Source organism: Flavobacterium nackdongense (genome assembly GCF_004355225.1).
In the GTDB taxonomy this organism is placed as follows: Bacteria; Bacteroidota; Bacteroidia; order Flavobacteriales; family Flavobacteriaceae; genus Flavobacterium; species Flavobacterium nackdongense.
Genome location: NZ_CP037933.1, coordinates 1,849,218 through 1,871,560 on the forward strand (window position 1 = coordinate 1,849,218; position 22,343 = coordinate 1,871,560).

The 22,343-nt window shown below is 37.2% G+C and carries 17 protein-coding genes and 1 tRNA gene; 17 read left to right on the forward strand and 1 reads right to left on the reverse strand.

What is annotated here, in order from left to right:
- Positions 1-262 precede the first annotated feature (262 nt).
- The 17 genes from mraZ to E1750_RS07945 all read left to right on the forward strand — a co-directional run bounded on the left by mraZ (position 263) and on the right by E1750_RS07945 (position 18,381).
- Positions 263-733 carry a division/cell wall cluster transcriptional repressor MraZ gene (mraZ, locus tag E1750_RS07865; RefSeq protein ID WP_133276244.1) on the forward strand — a complete coding sequence of 157 codons (471 nt, stop codon included), beginning with the start codon at positions 263-265 and terminating at the stop codon, positions 731-733.
- Positions 720-1,616, forward strand: coding sequence for a 16S rRNA (cytosine(1402)-N(4))-methyltransferase RsmH (rsmH, locus tag E1750_RS07870; protein WP_133276245.1), 897 nt, complete (start codon positions 720-722; stop codon positions 1,614-1,616). The genes mraZ and rsmH overlap by 14 nt, the downstream gene beginning before the upstream one ends.
- Positions 1,613-1,963, forward strand: a complete 351-nt coding sequence (locus E1750_RS07875) for an FtsL-like putative cell division protein (RefSeq protein WP_133276246.1) — start codon at positions 1,613-1,615, stop codon at positions 1,961-1,963. The genes rsmH and E1750_RS07875 overlap by 4 nt, the downstream gene beginning before the upstream one ends.
- Positions 1,954-3,960, forward strand: a complete 2,007-nt coding sequence (locus E1750_RS07880) for a penicillin-binding protein (protein WP_133276247.1) — start codon at positions 1,954-1,956, stop codon at positions 3,958-3,960. Before E1750_RS07875 ends, E1750_RS07880 begins: the two co-directional genes overlap by 10 nt.
- Positions 3,957-5,420 (forward strand): UDP-N-acetylmuramoyl-L-alanyl-D-glutamate--2,6-diaminopimelate ligase, encoded by a 1,464-nt coding sequence (locus tag E1750_RS07885; protein WP_165698018.1) that lies wholly within the window; start codon positions 3,957-3,959, stop codon positions 5,418-5,420. Before E1750_RS07880 ends, E1750_RS07885 begins: the two co-directional genes overlap by 4 nt.
- A 4-nt stretch (positions 5,421-5,424) precedes the next feature.
- Positions 5,425-6,654, forward strand: coding sequence for a phospho-N-acetylmuramoyl-pentapeptide-transferase (mraY, locus tag E1750_RS07890; RefSeq protein WP_133276248.1), 1,230 nt, complete (start codon positions 5,425-5,427; stop codon positions 6,652-6,654).
- An 84-nt stretch (positions 6,655-6,738) separates the two neighbouring features.
- Positions 6,739-8,079, forward strand: coding sequence for a UDP-N-acetylmuramoyl-L-alanine--D-glutamate ligase (gene murD, locus E1750_RS07895; RefSeq protein WP_133276249.1), 1,341 nt, complete (start codon positions 6,739-6,741; stop codon positions 8,077-8,079).
- Between the two features lie 96 nt (positions 8,080-8,175).
- Positions 8,176-9,504: an FtsW/RodA/SpoVE family cell cycle protein gene (locus E1750_RS07900; RefSeq protein ID WP_133276250.1), complete on the forward strand. Its 1,329-nt coding sequence runs from the start codon at positions 8,176-8,178 to the stop codon at positions 9,502-9,504.
- A gap of 35 nt (positions 9,505-9,539) precedes the next feature.
- On the forward strand, positions 9,540-10,628 hold the full coding sequence (gene murG / locus E1750_RS07905) for an undecaprenyldiphospho-muramoylpentapeptide beta-N-acetylglucosaminyltransferase (protein WP_133276251.1): 1,089 nt from the start codon (positions 9,540-9,542) through the stop codon (positions 10,626-10,628).
- A 44-nt stretch (positions 10,629-10,672) separates the two neighbouring features.
- Complete coding sequence (gene murC / locus E1750_RS07910; RefSeq protein ID WP_133276252.1) at positions 10,673-12,022, forward strand: UDP-N-acetylmuramate--L-alanine ligase; 1,350 nt, start codon at positions 10,673-10,675, stop codon at positions 12,020-12,022.
- The gene (locus E1750_RS07915; RefSeq protein WP_133276253.1) at positions 12,009-12,734 is read left to right on the forward strand and encodes a cell division protein FtsQ/DivIB; all 726 of its coding nucleotides are present in this window, start codon (positions 12,009-12,011) and stop codon (positions 12,732-12,734) included. Before murC ends, E1750_RS07915 begins: the two co-directional genes overlap by 14 nt.
- 3 nt (positions 12,735-12,737) lie before the next feature.
- Positions 12,738-14,117, forward strand: a complete 1,380-nt coding sequence (ftsA, locus tag E1750_RS07920) for a cell division protein FtsA (RefSeq protein ID WP_133276254.1) — start codon at positions 12,738-12,740, stop codon at positions 14,115-14,117.
- A gap of 39 nt (positions 14,118-14,156) precedes the next feature.
- Positions 14,157-16,163 carry a cell division protein FtsZ gene (gene ftsZ / locus E1750_RS07925; protein WP_133276255.1) on the forward strand — a complete coding sequence of 669 codons (2,007 nt, stop codon included), beginning with the start codon at positions 14,157-14,159 and terminating at the stop codon, positions 16,161-16,163.
- A 195-nt stretch (positions 16,164-16,358) separates the two neighbouring features.
- A complete protein-coding gene (locus tag E1750_RS07930) occupies positions 16,359-16,808 on the forward strand; it encodes a GatB/YqeY domain-containing protein (RefSeq protein ID WP_133276256.1) in 450 nt (149 codons plus the stop codon).
- Positions 16,809-16,902: 94 nt separating this feature from the next.
- A tRNA-Arg gene (locus E1750_RS07935) sits at positions 16,903-16,976 on the forward strand.
- Positions 16,977-17,099: 123 nt separating this feature from the next.
- Positions 17,100-17,519, forward strand: coding sequence for a CBS domain-containing protein (locus tag E1750_RS07940; RefSeq protein ID WP_133276257.1), 420 nt, complete (start codon positions 17,100-17,102; stop codon positions 17,517-17,519).
- A gap of 49 nt (positions 17,520-17,568) precedes the next feature.
- Positions 17,569-18,381, forward strand: a complete 813-nt coding sequence (locus tag E1750_RS07945; protein WP_165698019.1) for a zinc-dependent peptidase — start codon at positions 17,569-17,571, stop codon at positions 18,379-18,381.
- Between the two features lie 73 nt (positions 18,382-18,454).
- Here the strand turns inward: E1750_RS07945 and E1750_RS07950 are convergent, their stop codons facing one another.
- Positions 18,455-22,321, reverse strand: coding sequence for an SdiA-regulated domain-containing protein (locus tag E1750_RS07950; protein ID WP_133276259.1), 3,867 nt, complete (start codon positions 22,319-22,321; stop codon positions 18,455-18,457).
- Positions 22,322-22,343: the final 22 nt, after the last annotated feature.

A 22,343-nucleotide genomic window follows, 5' to 3' on the forward strand; every position in this document is an offset into this window, starting at 1 on the left:
AAAGTCTACAGCTATTTGGCATCAAAAAAAAATACGTTCTACCTCCTTTGAAAAGTATTTTTAAGATTCATTTTCCTACTGAATTCATCTAGAATTTAACCCTTCGCAATCACCCACTCTAAATTAGCTAACGTTCTGATTGACTAAAAACTAAGCATTCTTTTGTAAAAGTGGTAAAACTTATTAACAAAGTGGTATATTGTGGTAAATTGTGGTAAATATTTTTATATTTTTGCTCTACATCTTTTAAAGAATTTTTAACTTGATTTCAATTGTAGGAACATACGAATGTAAAGTCGATGCCAAAGGAAGGCTACTAATGCCCGCCCCTTTGAAAAAGCAATTGGCTTCCTCGCTTCAAAACGGATTTGTTTTGAAACGCTCTGTGTTTCAACCTTGTTTGGAATTGTATCCGATGGAAGAATGGGATTTGATGATGCAAAAAATAAACACCCTTAACCGTTTCGTCAAAAAAAATAACGATTTCATTCGCCGATTTACCGCTGGAGTAAAAATTGTTGAAATCGATGCTTTAGGACGATTGTTGGTGCCTAAAGATTTGGTGAGTTTCGCCAGTATTTCTAAGGAAGTAGTCTTCTCATCGGCAGTGAATATTGTTGAGATTTGGGATAAAGATTTATACGAAAAATCAATTAGTGGTGAAGATGTAGATTTTGCAGATTTAGCCGAAGATGTAATGGGTAATTCAAACGACGACCATGGAATATCATAATCCTGTTTTGCTACATCCTACTGTCGACGGCCTGAATATCAAGCCGGACGGTGTTTATATTGACGTAACTTTTGGTGGCGGCGGACATTCACGAGAAATTTTGAATCGCTTGGGCCCCAACGGAAAATTGTTTGCTTTTGATCAAGATGAAGATGCTTTGGCCAATGCTTTGCCCGACGAAAGATTTACGCTCATCAATGAAAATTTTAGATTCATAAAACGGTTTTTACGGTTTTACGGGGTGAAAGGTGTCGATGGAATTTTGGCTGATTTAGGGGTTTCCTCCCACCAATTTGATGTGGCAGAAAGAGGGTTTTCAACTCGTTTTGACGCCGATTTAGATATGCGAATGAGTCAAAAAAACGATTTGAACGCTTTCAGAGTAGTCAATGAATATGATGACGCCAATTTGCGAAGAGTGTTTTGGGATTACGGCGAATTGAAAATTGCTCCTGCATTGGCGCGAACAATCATCGAAGCACGAGAATACCAGCCCATCAACACCACTGAAGAATTGAAAGCGATTTTAGCAAAATATTTACCCGAAAAAGTACGAAATAAAGTCTTGGCCCAAATTTATCAATCCATCCGAATTGAGGTCAATCAAGAAATGGATGTTTTGAAAGAATTTTTAGAACAATCATTAGAAATTTTAAATCCCGGCGGAAGGCTCAGCGTGATTTCTTACCACTCCTTAGAGGATCGATTGGTCAAGCGATACATCAAAAACGGAATGTTTGAAGGCGAACCAGAACGCGATTTTTTTGGCAATTTTTCAGTTCCTTTTAAAATCATTGAAAAACTGATTGTTCCAGATAATGCAGAAATAAAGTTGAACAATAGAGCGCGAAGTGCCAAATTAAGAATAGCTGAAAAAAAATGAAAAACGGAGTGTACGGCATACTAAAAGCACGCCTACTCATCAATGATGATGCGATAAAAAGCTGGCGGTTTATTGTTTTTCTTATTGCGTTGGCCATTATTATGATAGCCAACACCCAGCGTTTTGAACAAAAAATATTTAAGATCGCCGAGCTCAGCAATCAAGTAAAAGAGTTGCGCTCCGAATTTGTGGATCGGCGTTCCGAACTAATGAAATTGAAAATGGAATCGACCGTATCAGAAAAAATGGTAGAAAGAAAAGTATTTCCATCGACAGTTCCACCAACCAAAATAAAAGTCAAAAAAGCAGTAGAAGATAAAAATTTCTTTCAGAAATTATGGCAGTAGAAGATAAAAATATTTCATACCGAATTTATCTGGTAGCGTTCGTCATCTTTATGATGGCTATTGCTATTGCCATAAAATTGACCAATATTCAATGGGTCGAAGGCGACTATTACAGAAAATTAGCCAAAGATCGAACTGTTAAAAATTTTGTCATTCCTGCCAATAAGGGCAATATATATTCTGCCGATGGAAGCCTTTTAGCCACTTCCATACCAAATTACGAAATCCGATTTGACGCGGTGGCTCCAAAAACGGAAGCCTTCGAAAAAAACATCAGACCATTAGCCGATTCTTTGTCGGTTCTTCTGAACAAACCAAGCAGTTTCTACCAGAATGAATTGCGAAAAGCGAGAGCCAATAAAAACAGATATTATTTAATAGCTCGCGATTTGAGTTATACCGAGTTTGTAAAAATCAAAGGTTTTCCTTTATTCAAATTAGGAGCTTACAAAGGCGGAATCATTATAGAACAAGAGACCATCAGAGAACATCCCATTGGTGAAATTGCAGAAAGAACCATTGGATACGAAAGAAAAAATCCCGATGGAAGTCCAGATGGTAAAGGTATTGAATGGGCATACCGAAAATATCTTGATGGAAAAGACGGTAAAGTATTAAAACAAAAAATAGCGAAAGGGCAATGGAAACCGATAGGCGACGCAAACGAGGTGGACCCACAGGACGGTTATGACGTGCTATCGACCATCGATGTGTACATTCAAGACATTGCACATCACGCCTTGCTAAAACAATTGGAACTGTACCAAGCAGACCACGGTTGCACTGTGGTGATGGAAACGAAAACGGGAAAGATAAAGGCGATTTCTAATTTAGGAAGGGATAAAAATGGTGCGTATTATGAAACGACAAACTACGCCTACGCTGAATCTCACGAACCGGGTTCCACCTTCAAACTAGTGGATTTAATGATTCTATTAGAAGACAAAAAAATTGATACTAGCGCTGTTTTCAATACGTATGGCGGCGTTATTAAATATTCCGGTAAATCGGTTAGAGATTCACACGAGGGTGGTTATGGCAAAATTTCCTTAGCGCGAGGTTTTGAAGTTTCGTCGAATACGGTAATGGTTCAAGCAGTATACAATAATTACAAAAACAACCCTTCGGAATTTGTCAATCACATCAATGCCATTGGATTGAACAAAAAATTAGGCTTGGAATTCAAAGGCGAAGGCGCCCCGTTTATACCTCAACCTACCGACAAAAATTGGTCTAATCTTTCACTTCCTTGGATGGCTTTTGGCTACGGAGTTTCGGTTACCCCTTTGCAAACCCTTACTTTTTATAATGCCGTAGCGAATAATGGCAAAATGGTCAAACCACAAATTGTTTCTGAAGTGAAACAATGGGACAAAACCATCAAAAAATACAATACTGTGGTGATGAACCCCAAAATTTGCTCGAAGGAAACTATAAAAAAAGTGAAAGCAGTTTTGGCGAATGTGGTTAAAAAAGGTACAGGAAAAGCACTCTACTCGAAAGATTTTTCGATGGCTGGAAAAACAGGTACCGCTCAGGTAAATTACGCCAAAAACGGTGGTTCTGAAAAATATTACGCTTCATCATTCGTAGGCTATTTCCCGGCAGACAATCCCAAGTATTCTTGTATTGTGGTAGTTCACAAACCGAGCACAGTAAACAACAATTATTATGGAGCTGATGTCGCAGGACCCGTATTCAAGAGAATAGCACAAAAGATTTTCACCGATGCTCCTTCAACCAATGAAATCAAAAACATCGACAGAAAAATTTTAAAACAAGAGAAAGATTACGACGCCTATTTTGCCCAAACCCAAAAAGAGACGAAGTCAACAATACCCAATGTAAAAGGAATGGCAGGAATGGACGCCGTAGCCTTATTTGGAAATCTTGGATTAAAAGTAAAAATTATAGGCATTGGAAAGGTGAAAAAACAATCGATCCAAGCCGGAGAACCATTAGATAAAAATGCAACAATAATACTAGAATTATCGTGATAATTTTAAAAGACATACTATACAAAGTCGCTATCGAATCGGTCAAAGGTTCGACAGATATCGCTATTCATACCATAGACTTTGACTCCAGAAAAATTGCTAAAAACGATGTATTTGTAGCCATCAGAGGCACGATTTCGAACGGTCACGATTTTATTGAAACTGCAATTACAAATGGTGCAATTGCGGTCGTTTGCGATACTTTGCCTGAAAATTTACAAACTGGAATTACCTACATACAAGTCAAAGACACCAATACAGCAATGGCTTTTATGGCTGCTAATTTCTACAATAATCCATCTGAAAAGCTGAAACTTGTTGGAATTACCGGCACAAACGGAAAAACTACTATTGCATCCCTATTGTTTCAATTGTTTCAAAAAGCAGGTTTCAAAGTGGGATTATTGTCCACAGTTAAAATAATTGTCGACCAAATTGAATACAAAGCGACCCACACCACACCCGATTCGTTAACCATCAATTACTATTTGAATGAAATGGTTGCCGCAGGAGTTGAATTTTGTTTTATGGAAGTAAGTTCCCACGGAATTCATCAAAAAAGAACCGAAGCCTTACATTTTGTAGGAGGAATATTTACCAACTTATCGCACGATCATTTAGACTACCATCCAACATTTGCCGAATATCGCGATGTGAAAAAATCATTTTTTGATCATTTGCCAAAAACCGCTTTTGCACTATCAAATATTGATGATAAAAATGGGCAAGTGATGTTGCAAAATACTTCGGCCAAAAAATTGACTTATGCGCTAAAATCATACGCAGATTTTAAAGCACAAATCCTCGAAAACCAACTTTCAGGTTTACTCTTGAAAATAAATGGCAATGAAGTTTGGGTAAAACTCATAGGTACTTTCAATGCTTATAATCTCTTAGCCATTTATGCCACTGCAATCCAATTAGGAATGGAAAACCTCGAGGTTCTTCGACTGCTATCTGATTTAGAAAGCGTTTCGGGTCGTTTTCAATTCATTGTTTCTTCGACCAATATTACAGCGATTGTAGATTATGCTCATACCCCAGACGCGCTGGAAAATGTATTGAAAACCATCAATGACATTAGAACAAAAAACGAACAATTGATTACTGTGGTGGGTTGTGGCGGAAACAGAGACAAAGCCAAACGACCTATAATGGCGGGCATTGCCACTGAACTTAGCGATAAAGTGGTATTAACATCCGACAATCCTCGTAATGAAGACCCGGAAGCAATTATCCAGGAAATGGAACAAGGAGTAGCCCCGCAGCATTTTAAGAAATCACTTTCGATAACCGATAGAAAGCAAGCTATAAAAACCGCTTGTCAATTGGCACAGCCCAATGATATTATTCTAATTGCAGGAAAAGGCCACGAAACCTATCAGGAAATACAAGGGGTGCGACACGACTTTGACGATATGAAAACCGTAACTGAATTACTAAACCAACTCAATAAATAGAAATATGTTATACTACTTATTTGAATATTTAGACAAAATAATGGACGTTCCTGGAGCAGGAGTATTCCAATATATCACATTCAGATCGGCTTTAGCCTTTATGCTTTCCTTACTGCTGTCCACAATTTACGGAAAACGAGTGGTGACATTTTTAAGAAAACAACAAATTGGCGAAACAGTACGCGAACTAGGTCTTGAAGGACAAAATGAAAAAAAAGGAACACCGACAATGGGTGGATTGATCATCATTTTTGCCACATTAATTCCTGTTTTTCTATTTGCAAAGCTTCAAAACATTTATATCGTCCTACTTATTGTAACGACCTTATGGATGGGAACGATTGGTTTTATCGATGACTACATCAAAGTATTCAAAAAAGACAAAGAAGGTTTAAAAGGAATCTTCAAAGTTTTTGGGCAAGTAGGCTTGGGTCTGATCGTGGGTTCGGTATTGTATTTCAATCCAATTGTAACCATACGAACGGATACAGCTTCTAGCGACATCTTCAAAACGAACACAGAAAATGTTATCAAACAAGCTCCTATTTACGAAAAATCGACAGCCACCACCATTCCATTTGTGAAAAATCACGAATTCGATTATGCGGAATTATTGGCTTGGACAGGCGAAGGTTACGAAAACTGGGCGTGGCTAATCTTTATTCCGATGGTAATTTTTATCATCACTGCAGTTTCAAACGGAGCCAATCTCACGGATGGAATTGATGGTCTAGCAGCGGGAACTTCGGCAGTATCGGTTCTGGCTTTAGGAATATTCACTTTTGTGTCTGGAAACATCATATTTTCGAACTACTTGAACATTATGTACATTCCCTATTCGGGAGAAATGACGGTATTTATCTCCGCTTTTGTTGGTGCTTTAATTGGTTTTTTATGGTACAACTCCTACCCCGCGACGGTATTTATGGGCGACACCGGAAGTTTGACCATCGGTGGTGTCATTGCAGTTTTGGCCATAGCTGTGCGTAAAGAGTTGCTTATCCCCTTTTTCTGCGGAATATTTTTAGCCGAAAATTTCTCTGTGGTTTTGCAAGTGGCTTATTTCAAATACACTAAAAAACGATTTGGCGAAGGCCGTAGAATATTTTTAATGTCGCCGTTGCATCATCATTACCAAAAGAAAGGCTATCACGAAAGTAAAATTGTAACCCGTTTTTGGATTGTGGCCATTATGTTAGCCATTTTATCCATCGTCACATTAAAATTGAGATAGAAGCCCTCTAACTCCCGAATTGGGTAGTTAGAATAGAATAAAATTTGACAATTTTTGAAAATTGCCAAATATAAATAATAGAAAATGAAAAGATTAGTAATTCTTGGTGGTGGCGAAAGTGGCGTTGGTACAGCCATTCTGGGTAAAGAAAAAGGCTATGATGTTTTTGTGTCAGATTTTGGAAAAATAAAAGAAAAATACAAAGCAGTTCTGAATCAGAATGGAATAGCTTGGGAAGACGAAAAGCATACCGAAGATTTGATTTTGAATGCCGATGTGGTGATGAAAAGCCCCGGAATTCCCGAAAAAAAATCAGCTATTGTACTAAAATTGGTCGAAAAAGGAGTTCCTGTGATTTCAGAAATAGAGTTTGCAGCACCGTTTACCAAAGCCATTACGATAGGAATAACAGGAAGCAACGGCAAGACAACCACAACGATGTTGACCTATCATTTGCTAAAATCAGCCGGATTGAATGTGGGATTGGGTGGCAATATCGGAAAGAGTTTTGCTTGGCAGGTGGCCGATGATCAATACGACAGCTACGTACTGGAATTAAGCAGTTTTCAATTGGACGGTATCATAAATTACAAACCGCATATCGCTATAATCACCAACATTAGCCCAGACCATTTAGACCGATACGATTACAAATATGAAAATTATATCGCATCAAAATTTAGAATAACAATGAATCAGACTGAGGAGGATTATCTCATCTACGATGCCGATGATGAAGCCATCTCAAACTGGTTAGAAAACAACAAAACTAAAGCCCAATTAATTCCTTTTTCACTAACAAAAACGTTCGAAATAGGAGCATTTATAAAAGAAAAAACAATGGAAGCAAACATCATCAACGAAGAAGAATTCACAATGGAAACCGAAACTATGGCACTTGAAGGAAAGCATAATATGAAAAATGCAATGGCTGCCACTTCTGTAGCGAAATTGATGAAAATTAGAAATGCTACAATTAGAGAAAGTTTGTCCAATTTTCAAGGAGTAGAACATCGTTTAGAAAAAGTGCTAAAAATTCAAAATGTGCAATACATCAATGATTCTAAAGCGACCAATGTAAACGCAACTTTCTTTGCATTAGATAGTATGAATACCCCAACAGTTTGGATTGTAGGAGGCGTTGATAAAGGAAATGACTACAACGAATTGATGTCTTTGGTTCGCGAAAAAGTCAAAGCGATTATTTGCTTAGGAATTGACAACAAAAAAATCATCGATGTTTTTGGCAATGTGGTCGATATGATGATTGAGGTCAATAATATGGAAGACGCTGTAAATATGGCGCAAAGATTATCTGAAAAAGGAGATACCGTATTGTTATCTCCAGCTTGTGCAAGTTTCGATTTGTTCGAAAATTACGAAGACAGGGGCAATCAATTTAAAAAAGCGGTTAGAAATTTATAATTATAGATTGCAGAAGCATATCGCTACAATCTAATTACAAAATTGAAAACTAAATAGTAAATATCGTATTTCAAATATCGAAAATCGTACCTTAAAATGAAGGAACTGGTAAACAACTTAAAAGGAGACAGAGTAATATGGTCATTCGTGGCTTTATTGGCTTTGTTTTCGTTTATGCCTGTGTTTAGTGCGAGTAGTAATTTGGCTTACATTGGTCAAGGCACCGGAAATACCATCAGTTATTTATTAAAACACTTGGCTCACATTTTTATTGGTCTCATCATTATTTACTGGGTACACAAAGTTCCTTTCCATTACTACAGAGGCATTTCTTTGTTTGCGTTGCCCGTAGTTTGGATTTTGCTTGGTTATACTTTAATAAAAGGAACGGTAATCGCCGGAGCCAATGCCAGCCGATGGATTCAGGTTCCTTTTATTCGAATATCATTTCAAACTTCGACTTTGGCCACGATAGTGTTGCTCATTTTTGTTGCCAGATATTTGTCAAAAAAACGAGAAGAAGAAATCAGCTTCCAATCTTCGCTGAGAGATCTTTGGCTGCCTGTATTTGTAACATTGGCACTAATATTACCGGCTAATTTCTCGACTACAGCCTTGATATTCTCTATGATTTTGATGTTGACATTTGTTGGTAAGTACCCCATAAAATATTTAAGCTTTATCATTGGAGCAGGAGTCGCAGCATTACTATTATTTATTTTACTTTCAAAAGCATTCCCGGATTCTCACCTTTTTAGCAGGGTAAGTACTTGGCAAAGCCGAATCGAAAATTTCACTTCAAACAAACCTGGCGAAGACGACTACCAAATAGAGAAAGCTAAAATCGCGATTGCATCAGGTGGCGTATATGGACTTGGCCCAGGAAAAAGTGTGCAAAAGCATTTTTTGCCTCAATCCTCATCCGATTTTATCTATGCCATAATTGTAGAGGAGTGGGGACTCATTGGTGGATTCGGAATCTTGGCGCTCTATCTTCTGTTGTTCTTTAGATTTGTAATTGCCGCTCATAAAGCCAACTCAATGTTCGGAAAACTTTTGGTGGTCGGACTTGGATTTCCAATGATTTTTCAAGCGATGATCAATATGGCTGTTGCAGTAGAACTATTGCCAGTAACAGGGCAAACTTTACCACTAATCAGCAGCGGAGGAAGTTCCATTTGGATGTCTTGTATCGCATTGGGAATCATCATTAATGTAACAAAAAAAGAAGAGGAAATAGCAGAAGAAAACAAAGAAAAAGCAAAAAGAGATGCCGCTTTAAAAAAACTAATTGATAAGCAATTAGCTGAAGAAGAAGAAGAGGACTACGACCAAAGACATGACGTAGGAATTGACAATGAAACTGGGAACTATTCCATCGAAGATCAATCCAAAAATCCAATGAATGCTGTACTGAATAAATAAGAAATTGTTTGGTTGAAAATAAAATTTTAGGAAAAATGAAAAAATTAAAATTCATATTAAGTGGTGGCGGAACCGGAGGACATATCTATCCTGCGGTGGCAATTGCAAATGAACTAAAGTCTCGTTTCCCTAATGCCGAATTTCTTTTTGTGGGAGCTCAAGACAAAATGGAAATGCAAAAAGTACCGCAATCAGGATACAAAATCGAGGGACTTTGGATTGCTGGTTTGCAACGAAAATTGACTTTGCAAAACGCTATGTTTCCATTCAAGTTGTTGGACAGTTTATGGAAATCCAGAAAAATTCTAAAAAAATTTAAGCCTGATGTCGTAATTGGAACAGGCGGTTTTGCTTCAGGCCCCCTATTGCAGATGGCCAATTCATTACAAATCCCGACAGTAATTCAAGAACAAAATTCCTTTCCGGGAATTACCAACAAATTACTGAGCAAAAAAGCCAACAAAATTTGTGTTGCTTACGAAAATTTGGAGCAGTTTTTTCCAAAAGAAAAAATGATTTTGACAGGAAATCCAGTGCGTCAGGATTTAATAGATATCGAAAGCAAAAAAGCAGAAGCCATCCACTATTTCAATTTGGACGCTACTAAAAAAACACTTCTGGTTCTAGGCGGAAGTCTAGGTGCGAGAAGAGTCAACCAATTAATTGAGAAAGAATTGGGGAAATTCGAATCCCTAGAGGTTCAGGTTATCTGGCAATGCGGAAAATTATATTTTGAAGATTACAAAAAATACCATTCCGGCGACGTTCAGGTTTTAGCCTTTATAGACCGAATGGATTTGGTATATGCCGCTGCCGATATTGTAATTTCAAGGGCGGGAGCATCCTCGGTTTCCGAATTATGCATCGTTGGAAAACCGGTACTATTTATTCCATCGCCCAATGTTGCCGAAGACCATCAAACCAAAAATGCACAATCGATTGTCGATAAAAAAGGCGCGATGATGATCAAAGAAAGTGAACTCGACTCGGAATTCAGTCTGGTATTCGAAGCCTTGCTGAAAGATATCGGTAAACAGGAACTTTTGAGCAAAAACATAAAACAATTGGCTTTGCCAAACGCTACAAAAGAGATCGTAGATGAAATTGAAAAATTGATAGAATAATAAAAAGAGACTTTGTGTCTTAACGCCTATTGGGCAAATAAAAAATGAATCTAAACCAAATACATAACGTCTACTTCATCGGAATCGGAGGCATCGGGATGAGCGCTTTGGCCCGCTATTTCAAAGGCCTTGGAAAAAATGTGTCTGGTTATGACAAAACCGAAACAGAGCTTACTAAAGAACTTAACCAACTTGGAATTGCGATTCATTTCGAGGATCAAATCGATTTAATTCCAAACGACTACCAACCCGAAAATACGCTAGTCATCATTACTCCTGCAGTTCCAAAAGCACATTCACAATGGAATTATTTCTTGGAGAAAAACTATGAAGTACGCAAAAGAGCTGAAGTCTTGGGAATTATAACCAAAGACACTTTCTGTTTTGCAGTAGCAGGAACACACGGAAAAACAACCACCTCGAGTATTCTAGGTCATATTTTATTCGAAAGTGGTGTCGATGTAACGGCCTTTGTAGGAGGAATTGTAGAAAATTACAATTCCAACCTAATTGGCAGCGGAAAAACAGTAACGGTGGTCGAAGCCGATGAATTTGACCGTTCGTTTTTGCACTTGCACCCCGACATTGCTTGCGTTACGTCGATGGATGCCGATCACTTAGACATATACGGCGATAAATCGGCCATCGAAGCCTCATTTACGGAGTTTGCGGACAAAATAGAGGATAAAAATAAACTTTTCATCACCAATCAACTTCCTCTAAAAGGCGTTAGTTGCGCGGTAAATGAAGAGGCCGATTTCAAGGCTTTCAATATTAGAATTATCAAGAGTCACTATGTTTTTGATGTAAAAACACCAACAGAAATAGTACAAAATTTAGAATTCAGTTTGCCTGGAAAACACAATTTAATGAATGCACTAATGGCATTGGCAATGGCAAAAACATTTGGCCTCCCAACCGAAGACATTGCTAATGCCCTGCGTTCATTTAAAGGAATCAAACGCCGATTTTCCTATCAAATAAAAACCGAAAATTTAGTCTATATTGATGATTATGCGCATCATCCCACCGAAATAAATGCGGTGCATCAAGCGGTTCGAGAATTATATCCCAATCAAAAAGTCCTGGCTGTTTTTCAACCCCACCTGTTTAGCAGAACCAAAGATTTTGCAGATGATTTTGCTAAAAGTTTGTCTGCATTCGATGAAATTCTTTTGTTAGATATTTATCCTGCAAGAGAATTGCCAATGGAAGGAATTACTTCCGATTGGTTATTAGGAAAAATGGAAAATAATACCAAAAAATTAGTGTCGAAACAGGAATTAATTCCTACAATACTAAAAAGTGACGCCAGAGTAATTGTGACTATTGGTGCGGGAGATATTGGTGAAATGGTAACAAGTATAAAAAAAGCACTCCATGAAACTATTTAATTGGACAAATATTCGATTAATACTGATGTTTTCATTGGTACTATTTCTGTATTCGTTTACTTCCGATAGAAATTATCATAGAAAATTGACCAAATTAGAGGTGATTTTCGTAGGAGAAAACGCGCCATTTATTACGCAAGAAACGGTTAATAAATTGTTAATAGAAAATAATGTAGATGCTAAAAGTATAGGTAAAGATAAATTAGATTTGAATAAATTGGAAAAAAGACTAAACAAGCATGAAATGATTGAAAAATCGGATGTTTTTGTTAGTGTCAATGGGGTATTAAAAGCAGTGGTGAAACAAAAAACTCCGATAGCCAGAGTTTATAATGGGGAAAACTCTTTTTATATTGATTACAAAGGAAATACGATGCCTTTATCATCAAATTATACGGCTAGAGTTCCACTTGTTTCAGGGGAAATAAATAAAAAAAACAGCGAAAAATTAGCCGAGTTATTACGGATAATATACGACGATGAGTTTTTGAAAAAAAACATCATTGGAGTACAGATTATGCCAAACGGAAGCTTGAAAATGCTTAACAGAAATTATAATTATCAAATAGATTTTGGTGGAATTATAAGAATGCAAGCAAAATTCAATAATTACAAAGCTTTTTTTCAGAAAGCAGTTTTAGATAGTTCTTTATACAAATACAAAACAATCGACCTGAGATTTACACAACAAGTGGTTTGTACTAAAAAATAGAAAATGGAAAAAGAAAATATTGCAGTAGGTCTAGATATTGGCACCACAAAAATTGTTGCCATGATTGGCAAGAAAAATGAATATGGTAAACTGGAGATTTTGGGCGTTGGAAAATCCAAAAGCCTTGGTGTAGCTAGAGGTGTTGTCAATAATATCACCCAAACTATCCAATCCATTCAGCAAGCGGTACTCGAAGCACAAACTAAATCAGGATACAAAATCAATAATGTAGTTGTAGGAATTGCAGGTCAGCACATTCGTAGCATTCAGCATAGCGATTATATTATTAGAACCAATGCCGAAGAAGTCATCAGTCATAGCGACATCGATTTATTGATTGGACAGGTAAATAAATTGGCCATGCTTCCCGGCGAAGAAATAATACACGTCTTACCACAAGAATATAAAATTGACGGTCAATCCGATATCAAAGAACCAATTGGTATGTCCGGCGGACGCCTGGAATGCAGTTTCCACGTGGTAGTAGGACAAGCCTCCTCGATCCGAAATGTAGCACGATGCGTACAAAGTTCCGATATTGAATTGTCAGGATTACAATTAGAACCTTTGGCATCGGCCAATGCAGTCTTGAGCCAAGAAGAAAAAGAAGCAGGAGTCGCCTTGATCGATATTGGTGGCGGCACAACGGACTTAGCCATTTTTAAAGATGGCATTATTCGCCACACGGCTGTAATTCCTTTTGGAGGAAATGTGATTACCGACGATATCAAAGAAGGATGTTCCATTATCGAAAAACAAGCTGAATTATTGAAAGTTAAATTTGGATCTGCTTGGCCTGGCGAAAACAAAGACAATGAAATTGTGTCCATTCCCGGTTTAAGAGGCAGAGAACCAAAAGAAATCTCGTTGAAGAACTTGTCAAAAATAATTCACGCTCGAGTAGTTGAAATTATCGAACAAGTTTTTACCGAAATCAAAGATTATGGCCACGACGATCCTAGAAAAAAACTGATTGCAGGCATAGTATTGACCGGCGGTGGCGCTCAACTAAAACACATCAAACAATTGGTAGAATACATCACAGGGATGGATACGCGAATTGGATATCCGAACGAGCATTTGGCTGGAAATTCCGATGAAGAAATCTCCTGTCCTCTTTATGCAACGGTTGTTGGTTTGGTGATGAATAGCATTGAAAACAATACCCAAAGTGCTATCAAAATCGAAAAATATAACGAATCGAAAATGGTTCGACCACCGAAATTAGAAATCATTGAAGAGGAACCAATCGAAGAAAAAACTCAGGAGGTGCAATTGCAAAAAGAAGACAAAAAAACAAACAACCAACCACCCAAAAAGAACTTTTTCGACCTGAATAATTATTTAGGAAAAATAAAAGAATTCCTAGACAACGCAGAATAAAAAAACAAATTATATTAACAAAATAATAAAAACCATAAGATGATGAGCAACTCAGAATTTGGCAGTATTTCGTTTGATTTACCAAAAAACCAATCAAATGTAATCAAGGTGATCGGTGTAGGCGGAGGCGGAAGCAATGCTATAAACCACATGTTCAAGCAAGGTATTAGAGGCGTAGACTTTATTGTATGCAATACCGACTCTCAGGCTTTAGATAACAGTCCTGTTCCAAACAAAATTCAATTAGGTGTGCACCTAACAGAAGGTCTTGGAGCTGGAGCAAATCCAGACGTGGGACAACAATCTGCGATCGAAAGCATCGAAGAAATTGAGAAAATGCTTGATAGTAACACCAAAATGGTTTTCATCACAGCCGGAATGGGTGGAGGAACCGGGACAGGTGCAGCGCCAGTAATTGCTCAATTGGCCAAAGATAGAGACATTCTTACCGTAGGAATCGTGACTTTGCCTTTTCAATTTGAAGGAAAAGTTCGTTTTGAACAAGCGCAAATCGGAATTAATAAACTGCGCAAACAAGTAGATTCTCTTATCGTCATCAACAACAACAAATTAAGAGAAGTATATGGTAATCTAGGTTTCAAAGCCGGATTTTCAAAAGCAGACGAAGTCTTAGCTACTGCATCTAGAGGGATTGCCGAAGTGATCACACACCATTACACACAAAATATAGATTTGAAAGATGCCAAAACAGTTTTAGCCAATAGCGGAACTGCCATAATGGGATCAGCTATCGCCACTGGAGAAAATAGAGCTAAAGAAGGGATTATTTCCGCTTTAGATTCACCTCTTTTAAATGACAATAAAATCACAGGAGCTAAAAACGTATTGTTGCTCATCGTTTCTGGTTCTGATGAAATTACTATTGATGAAATAGGCGAAATCAATGATTATATCCAAAATGAAGCAGGTCACAACGCCAATATTATTATGGGTGTTGGCGAAGACGAATCACTTGGAGATTCTATATCGGTAACCATAATAGCTACAGGTTTTGATATCGAACAACAACGTGAAATCGTAAATGTAGAACCAACAAAAATAATCCATACCCTTGGAGACGATCAAAAAAACGTTTATGATTTAACCAATAAAACTGTTGCTACCTACACTAATAACCTAGAAAGTCCAATAGCTAAAACGGAGGCTCCAATAGATAAAACAGAAGAAAGAATAGTTTTTGAATTATTAGAAGAAGAACAAATAGTATCCGCTCCAGCAGAAATTCAAGCAGAAATCATCGAAGTAAAGCCTATGCAAGTAGTGCTTCAAAGCGAAGAACTCGTGGGGATGAATGAATTCATTAGAAACCTAGATGTAACCTTCGAAATTGTTTCTCCTATAAAAGATTTAGATTTTGTAATTTCCTCGAATGAAGTGAAACAAATTGAAGTCGTTGAGCCTAAAATTTTCCAAAAAGAAGAGCAAGCCACACTATCCTTTGACTTACCACTTTTCAAGTCTGAACCAATAAAATTTGAAACTCCGAAGAGAGAAGAACCAAAATCAATTTTTGAACTCAGCAACGAAACTAAAGAAATAAAAGTTAATGAGCCTGTGCAATTTGTTCCGGTAACCGAATTGACTGACAATGGAATTATTCGCTATACGCTTGAAGAATATACTGATGTTGAAAATTCTTTGTTAAACTCTAAACCCACAGTGGCCGCAGTTGTTGAAGAAGTTATTCCCGAAGAACTGAACATCACTATGAAAAAATTGGAGGAAGTAGACCACGCTATTTCGGCTTTAGACACCATTTCTCCAATGGATATGACCATTCAGGAATCGATGAAATTAAGAACAGATGAAAGAAGGAAAAAATTAAAAGAATTCAATTATAAATTTCACAACAACATCTCAAAAATTGACGAACTTGAACGAGTACCTGCCTATAAAAGACAAAATATAGATCTTACAAAATTACAGATACCAGGCGCAAATTCAAGAATCTCAGTTGGTACAGATAGCAATGACGACTTACAATTGAGATCAAACAATTCTTTTTTACATGATAATGTAGACTAACCAATTCAAACCGAAGTTACCTAACCCGAAAATTTAATATATTTTCGGGTTATTTTTTTTTAACCCATTACTAAGATGCAGATGAGTTGTAATTTCGATTAAAAAACTATAAATTTGTACACCCGATTGCAATAGAACCAAAAAAGGATTTTCTTAATCTTCTAGTTGCCATCTAAATTATAATTAATACATTTTATGAGCCTATCAACACAAATTATGGAGGAAATAAAAACCGCCATGAGAGCCAAAGATACAATAGCCTTAGAAGCGCTACGAGCCATTAAATCCGAATTACTTCTTGCTCAAACAGCAACAGGATCCAAGGAAGAAATTTCAGAGGCTGACGAAATTAAATTACTTCAAAAATTGGTAAAAACCCGCAAAGACAGTGCTAAAATTTTTACAGAGCAAAACCGTATGGATCTTGCCGAACCAGAGCTAGCACAAATTGCCGTAATCGAAAAATTCTTACCTGCGCAATTGAGCGAGGACGAGGTAGAAGCCATTATTGCAAAAATCATCGCCGATACTGGCGCAACAGGTATTGCTTCAATGGGAAAAGTGATGGGAATAGCTTCAGCTCAGCTAGGCGGAACTGCCGAAGGAAAAACTATTTCGACAATTGTGAAAAAACTATTAACTTAGAATGTAAATTCCAAAAAGAAAATTCCAAATTCCAATTTACATAAAATGAACAAATGGAATTTGGCTTTTTAGATTTGGAATTTTAATACATAATGGCCTCGTAGTTCAACTGGATAGAATATCAGATTTCGGCTCTGAGGGTTGGGGGTTCGAACCCCTCCGAGGTCACAAAGAATGAGTGCTGTTTATTTCTTAATAGCACTCATTTTTTTTCGACAATTTCTTGACAAAAGTCATTTTATACTGGCATTAAATTCACTAACTTTAAGGTATAATTTAATACTTTAAAATATGAAACATAAAGTTCCTGTATCGACCATAATGACAAAAAATGTCGTTAAGTTAAATGTTTCGGATACTTTAACAAAAGCCGAATCTCTTTTCAAAAAACATCATATTCGCCATATTCCTGTCGTAAAAGACAAATTAATAATCGGTATGTTAAGCTATACCGATTTACTCAGAATATCCTTTGCAGACGAATTAGACGATGAGGAAAACACCATTGATATCACGATTTACAATATGTTTTCGGTAGAACAAGTAATGACAAAAAATTTGACGACAATATTTCCTGAAACAACTATAAAAGAGGCCGCTGAAATCTTATCTAAAAACGAATTTCACGCCTTACCGGTTATAGAAAACGGTGCACTTGTAGGCATTGTCACCACAACTGATTTAATCAAATATTTAATTGACCAATATTAAAACATCTATAAATTTGCTCGAACTCACCACCTATTTCTATCCCTAAATTATGATTATCTACCATTTAGTTTTAATTTATATTGGGATATTATTTTTGCTGCTAATCTTGTATAGAATTGTAGAGCCAGCGTATATGCTGATTTTCAACAAACCATTATATATTCATTTCTACCTTTTTCCAAAAAAACTGACCAAAATTCAAAAACAAATTATAGAAAAAGAGTTTTTGTTTTTTAAACGGTTGACACCAAAAAATAAAATATATTTTGAACATCGAGTAGCTTCTTTCATAAAAAAGTATCCATTTATCGGAAAGGAAGAAATTCTAATCACCGATGAAATGAAGATTATTATTGCTGCTACTTATATTTCCTTGACATTTGGAATGAGGCACTATCTTATTGATTTGTTTACTAAAATAATAGTATATCCATCTGCGTATTTTTCAACTTCAAAACAACAATTTCACAAAGGTGAATTCAATCCCAAAATGAAAGCGGTAGTTTTCTCTTGGGAAGATTTTATTCTTGGACATCAAACAACAAACGACAATATCAATCTAGGTCTTCACGAATTTTCGCATATACTTCATTTTCATGGATTGAAGAGCAACGATCCAAGTGCTATCATTTTTTATGACCAATATAATAAAGTCATCACCTATTACAATGATGCAAATCTGAACAAAAAATTATCTGAACAAGGATACTTCAGAGAATATGCTTATGAAAATCGTTTTGAATTCATTGCAGTAATTTTAGAACATTTCTTTGAAACGCCTCAGCTTTTTAAAATCAACTACCCCGAATTGTATCAAGATGTTTCATCGATGATTAATTACGACGAAAACAATTTTGAATAATTGAAGATTTATTAAAAACTAAAAAACCTCGCCAGATTGCTCCGACGAGGGTTTATTAGAATAAATACTCAACCTATTTTTTAATCACACGTACTGTTTTGGCATTTTGTCCTTGTGTCAAAATAACATTATAAATACCCGAAGTATAAGTATTTCCAGTATTTATATTTTTCAATTCAGATGTGTCCAACTTTCGAACTTCCACCAATTTTCCGCTCATATCATAGACCTTCATATGTACCTCATCAGTACTAGTTGTTTTTAAATCCAATTGAAATCCTGTATCAAAAGGGTTTGGATAAGCAATGACATTAAAACTTTCGCTTACAGAAAAATCGTTCGTTGACAAACTGCCACCTGATAAGATAAAAGTTCCCGGCGAACCAATTTCTACCGCACTATTTGCTGCAACAAAAGCACCATTTACACCTACAGCACTCAATGGAGTAATTGGACTTACCAAACTGTTTAGCCCAGCTGAATTATCAAAAGTACCAAAGGGAGCTACAGCTGGTGATGCACCAAATAATACTGAAGTTTGCGGAGTAGTATTTGTCGCATTATACAAATTTACTTGGTCACCACCGGTTCCTAAACCGCCAGAACCCGAGTAACTTCCTATTCTTAAACCTGCAGGAGGATTTGAACCAAACCAGTTGCTTAAAAAAGCTGCTGTTTTTCCGGCCAAATCAGTAGTTTCAATAAAGATTACCGATTCTCCAGGATTGATACTAGTAATGCCATTTAATGCTGCTGCACCCACGGGAGATTGTGAATTATCATCTATTTTCCAACCTGTAATATCAACGGCTACGGCTTTAGTATTCGTAACTTCGAACCAATCGGCGGCAACTGGACTGCTTCCGCTAGACCAAGGCGCCACTTCTGAAATAAACAATTTACCCACCGTTCCAGGTGATCCAATTTGATTCACATCATTCTTAGCTGCAAATGCTTCATTAACTCCAACTTGACTCAAAGTGGTAACTGCTGTGTTGTTTAAACCCGTAGCATTATTAAAAGTGAAGTTTGTGGTAGCTGCACCAAAACTAACATTCGCTTTTACCGTTCCTGAAGCATCAAATAAATTAACGGCATCACCAGCCGTACTTAATCCAATTCCAGCACCTGTATAAGTTCCAACTTGCAAATTAGCAGGAACATTTGTGCCAAACCAAGTCGATTTGAAATTGGCTACAATTGTTGCTGCATTTGTAGCGCCAGTCTCTAAGAAAATGACCGATTCTCCAGGTGCAATACTTGTAATACCTGTTAAAGCTAAAGCGGAGGTAAATAAATTGGAGCTGTCATCCACTTTCCAACCGGTAATATCAAGAGCAGTAGCGCCATTATTAGTCACTTCAAACCAATCTGCCGTGACCGATGCGGTACCACTTGACCAAGGAGCTACTTCTGAAACGGTTACCGCAACAACCGGAGCAATTTCGTTCGTCACATCAGTGATAGTTAATGCATAATTAACCGACGCATCGGGAGTAGTTCCAATTGATGTATCGTCAACATTGACGGTAACACTATAACTTGTTTTCGTTTCATAATCCAACACCGTTCCGGCTTTGATATACAAACTTGCCCCAATAATTTGAAAAAAATTGGCATCAGCACCCGATAAAGAAAAACTATTGGTACCCAAGCCATCATCGGTTACAATAATATCCGAAACCTTGAGGGCTGCAGAGGTATTTGAATTTTCTACAAGAGTGGTAGTGGTATTGGCCAAGGCAATAGCCGTTGGTGCTAGATTTTGCAATGAAGAAGGAGCATAAACCCACAATTGAGGGTGATTAATATCCCCACCGCCATTCTCACTCGTAACATACAAAATACCATCACGATCCATAGTAAGCCCTTCGTGCTGTTGATTGGCAACATCTAATGGATTTCCGGGGTCTGATACAATAGTCAAACTATTGGCAATAACTCCGTTTCGGTCAATATTTACAATTTTGGCATTTTCCTGACTCAAAACCAGCAAATTATTATACAAAGGCAAACTGCTTAACGATGGGATATTAGACATTGCGAAAACATCGGCAACATCGGTAAGACCCATCAAAGCGGGATCAAAAAGATTCGTAGAATTCACAGTTGAAGCCGAACCATTGGTAGCTGTTCCTGCAGCAAAATCAACTCCTGTTTGAAAAACACCGATTGGGGTAGTTTCTTTTAAAACAATATATCCAGAAGTTAGTGGATCATATGAAAGCCCCTCGGTTCCCACATTCCCAATTGGTGTACCAATAGTTACTGTTTGAGTAGCAGTTCTGATAAGAGTTGAGCCCGCAACATAAGTGAATTTAACCAACTTTCTATCACGTTCTTCGCACAATACAAACTGGCCTCCACCAATATAAGTGATTCCTTCTGTATCATAAAACTCAGTTCCTTGCGGACTGGTTCCTTGTGCCAAAGTCATCGTATCGATCAATTGCCCTGATTTAGAAACCTGAACAATGGCTGTGCTTCCGTCACCAATAAGAAAAAGTGTGTCTGTATCCCAATTATAGGTTACTGCCGATACTTCTTGCGCTAACAAATTATTTGTTGGAGCAGTGGTACGAGTTGGCTCAGGCAAATTATAACGACCTACTCTAACGTAATTCGAAAGATTTATATTTAAAGGCGTTTCATTATCGATAATAGTTATTGACTGAGCAGTAGTTGCTCCTAGTATAATTCCTGATGACGGATTACTTATCGTCACAGTAGCAGCTTCAGTATTCTCAACTAAGGCATCATTCACAACTGTAAATGAAACGCTTCCTGTGGTTTGACCGTCTAAAATGGTTATAAGATTAGAACTTAACGTGTAATCACCCGCAGTAATAAAAGTTCCTGCAACAGAAAGATTCACTGTTTGGTCAGCATTGACAACAGAGGAAGCCGTTGCCGTAACTGTAACATTTGTGGTTCCAGCTTCGGTACCCACATTGCTACTTACGGATAACGATACATTAGGAATCGCTGTTGAAAAACTAGCTGATTGTAGCGCTGTGATAGCATTATCGCTTTCGTCCTCAACGGCATTAGGCAATAAGGCTACATAATACATTTGATTATTGGATAAAAGTGAAGTAGGATTTATAGTGATTGTGTTGGCTGCAAAAGTAGCATCAAAAGGCACCAAAGCTCCTGAAGGATTGCCCAATCTTAATTCAACAACTGCATCAATATTGGTATTTGAAATAGCATCGTTGTTCAATAATCTAACATTTTCGTTAAAAGCTATTGTTGGTTTTACATTTGAAGCTACATTACTAGCTCCATTCGCAGGAAGCATAGTAGCAATAGGAGCAATTGCGTCTGGACCACTGCTAAAACTAGTACCTTCTGCTGTAAAATTATCAAATCGATTGTTTCCAACTAAGCCTCCATTTCCTTGTTGAAACTCAACTTTTAGTTTGAAGTTGGCATTATTGTTTGCAGCGGTAATGACAGAAAAATCCAATGTTACTAAAGCAGGATCAGTGCTGCTAGGTATCACATTTGTAAAAGCATTGTAGGTTGTCCCATCTGCGGTATACGACCAAACTTGGGTTCCTGCACCTGAACCCGAACGATTTGCTGCGTACTTCACAACAATGTTTTGATACCCAGTTGTAGGCAGTGCGAAAACTAAAGCGCTCCCAATTGGAGTATTAAAACGCAAATGTGCCCCCGAAGGATCCCCATTTTGGGTATTGAAATTAAAAAGATTAAAGTTTGATCCGGTTCCTCCAACAAAATCAATTATACTACTTCCGGAAATAATCGCATTTAATGACGCGCCTGGAACGTTGGTTGTTGTTGGAGTTGTAATCGCAGCCACGGAAGTATTGGTATTGAAATTCCAATAATGTAAAAGTGTCTGAGCCTCAGAATAAGAATGGAACAGTAATAGTGCGGTAACTAGTACCTGCTTGATGTACTTTTTTTTCATTTGTTGTCGTTTTTTAATCAAC

Coding starts and splice junctions, on each gene's coding strand:
- rsmH (WP_133276245.1), top strand. CDS start 720: ATGGAATATCATAATCCTGTTTTGCTACATCCTACTGTCGACGGCCTG.
- E1750_RS07875 (WP_133276246.1), top strand. CDS start 1,613: ATGAAAAACGGAGTGTACGGCATACTAAAAGCACGCCTACTCATCAAT.
- E1750_RS07880 (WP_133276247.1), top strand. CDS start 1,954: ATGGCAGTAGAAGATAAAAATATTTCATACCGAATTTATCTGGTAGCG.
- mraY (WP_133276248.1), top strand. CDS start 5,425: ATGTTATACTACTTATTTGAATATTTAGACAAAATAATGGACGTTCCT.
- murD (WP_133276249.1), top strand. CDS start 6,739: ATGAAAAGATTAGTAATTCTTGGTGGTGGCGAAAGTGGCGTTGGTACA.
- E1750_RS07900 (WP_133276250.1), top strand. CDS start 8,176: ATGAAGGAACTGGTAAACAACTTAAAAGGAGACAGAGTAATATGGTCA.
- murG (WP_133276251.1), top strand. CDS start 9,540: ATGAAAAAATTAAAATTCATATTAAGTGGTGGCGGAACCGGAGGACAT.
- murC (WP_133276252.1), top strand. CDS start 10,673: ATGAATCTAAACCAAATACATAACGTCTACTTCATCGGAATCGGAGGC.
- E1750_RS07915 (WP_133276253.1), top strand. CDS start 12,009: ATGAAACTATTTAATTGGACAAATATTCGATTAATACTGATGTTTTCA.
- ftsA (WP_133276254.1), top strand. CDS start 12,738: ATGGAAAAAGAAAATATTGCAGTAGGTCTAGATATTGGCACCACAAAA.
- ftsZ (WP_133276255.1), top strand. CDS start 14,157: ATGATGAGCAACTCAGAATTTGGCAGTATTTCGTTTGATTTACCAAAA.
- E1750_RS07930 (WP_133276256.1), top strand. CDS start 16,359: ATGAGCCTATCAACACAAATTATGGAGGAAATAAAAACCGCCATGAGA.
- E1750_RS07940 (WP_133276257.1), top strand. CDS start 17,100: ATGAAACATAAAGTTCCTGTATCGACCATAATGACAAAAAATGTCGTT.
- E1750_RS07945 (WP_165698019.1), top strand. CDS start 17,569: ATGATTATCTACCATTTAGTTTTAATTTATATTGGGATATTATTTTTG.
- E1750_RS07950 (WP_133276259.1), bottom strand. CDS start 22,321: ATGAAAAAAAAGTACATCAAGCAGGTACTAGTTACCGCACTATTACTG.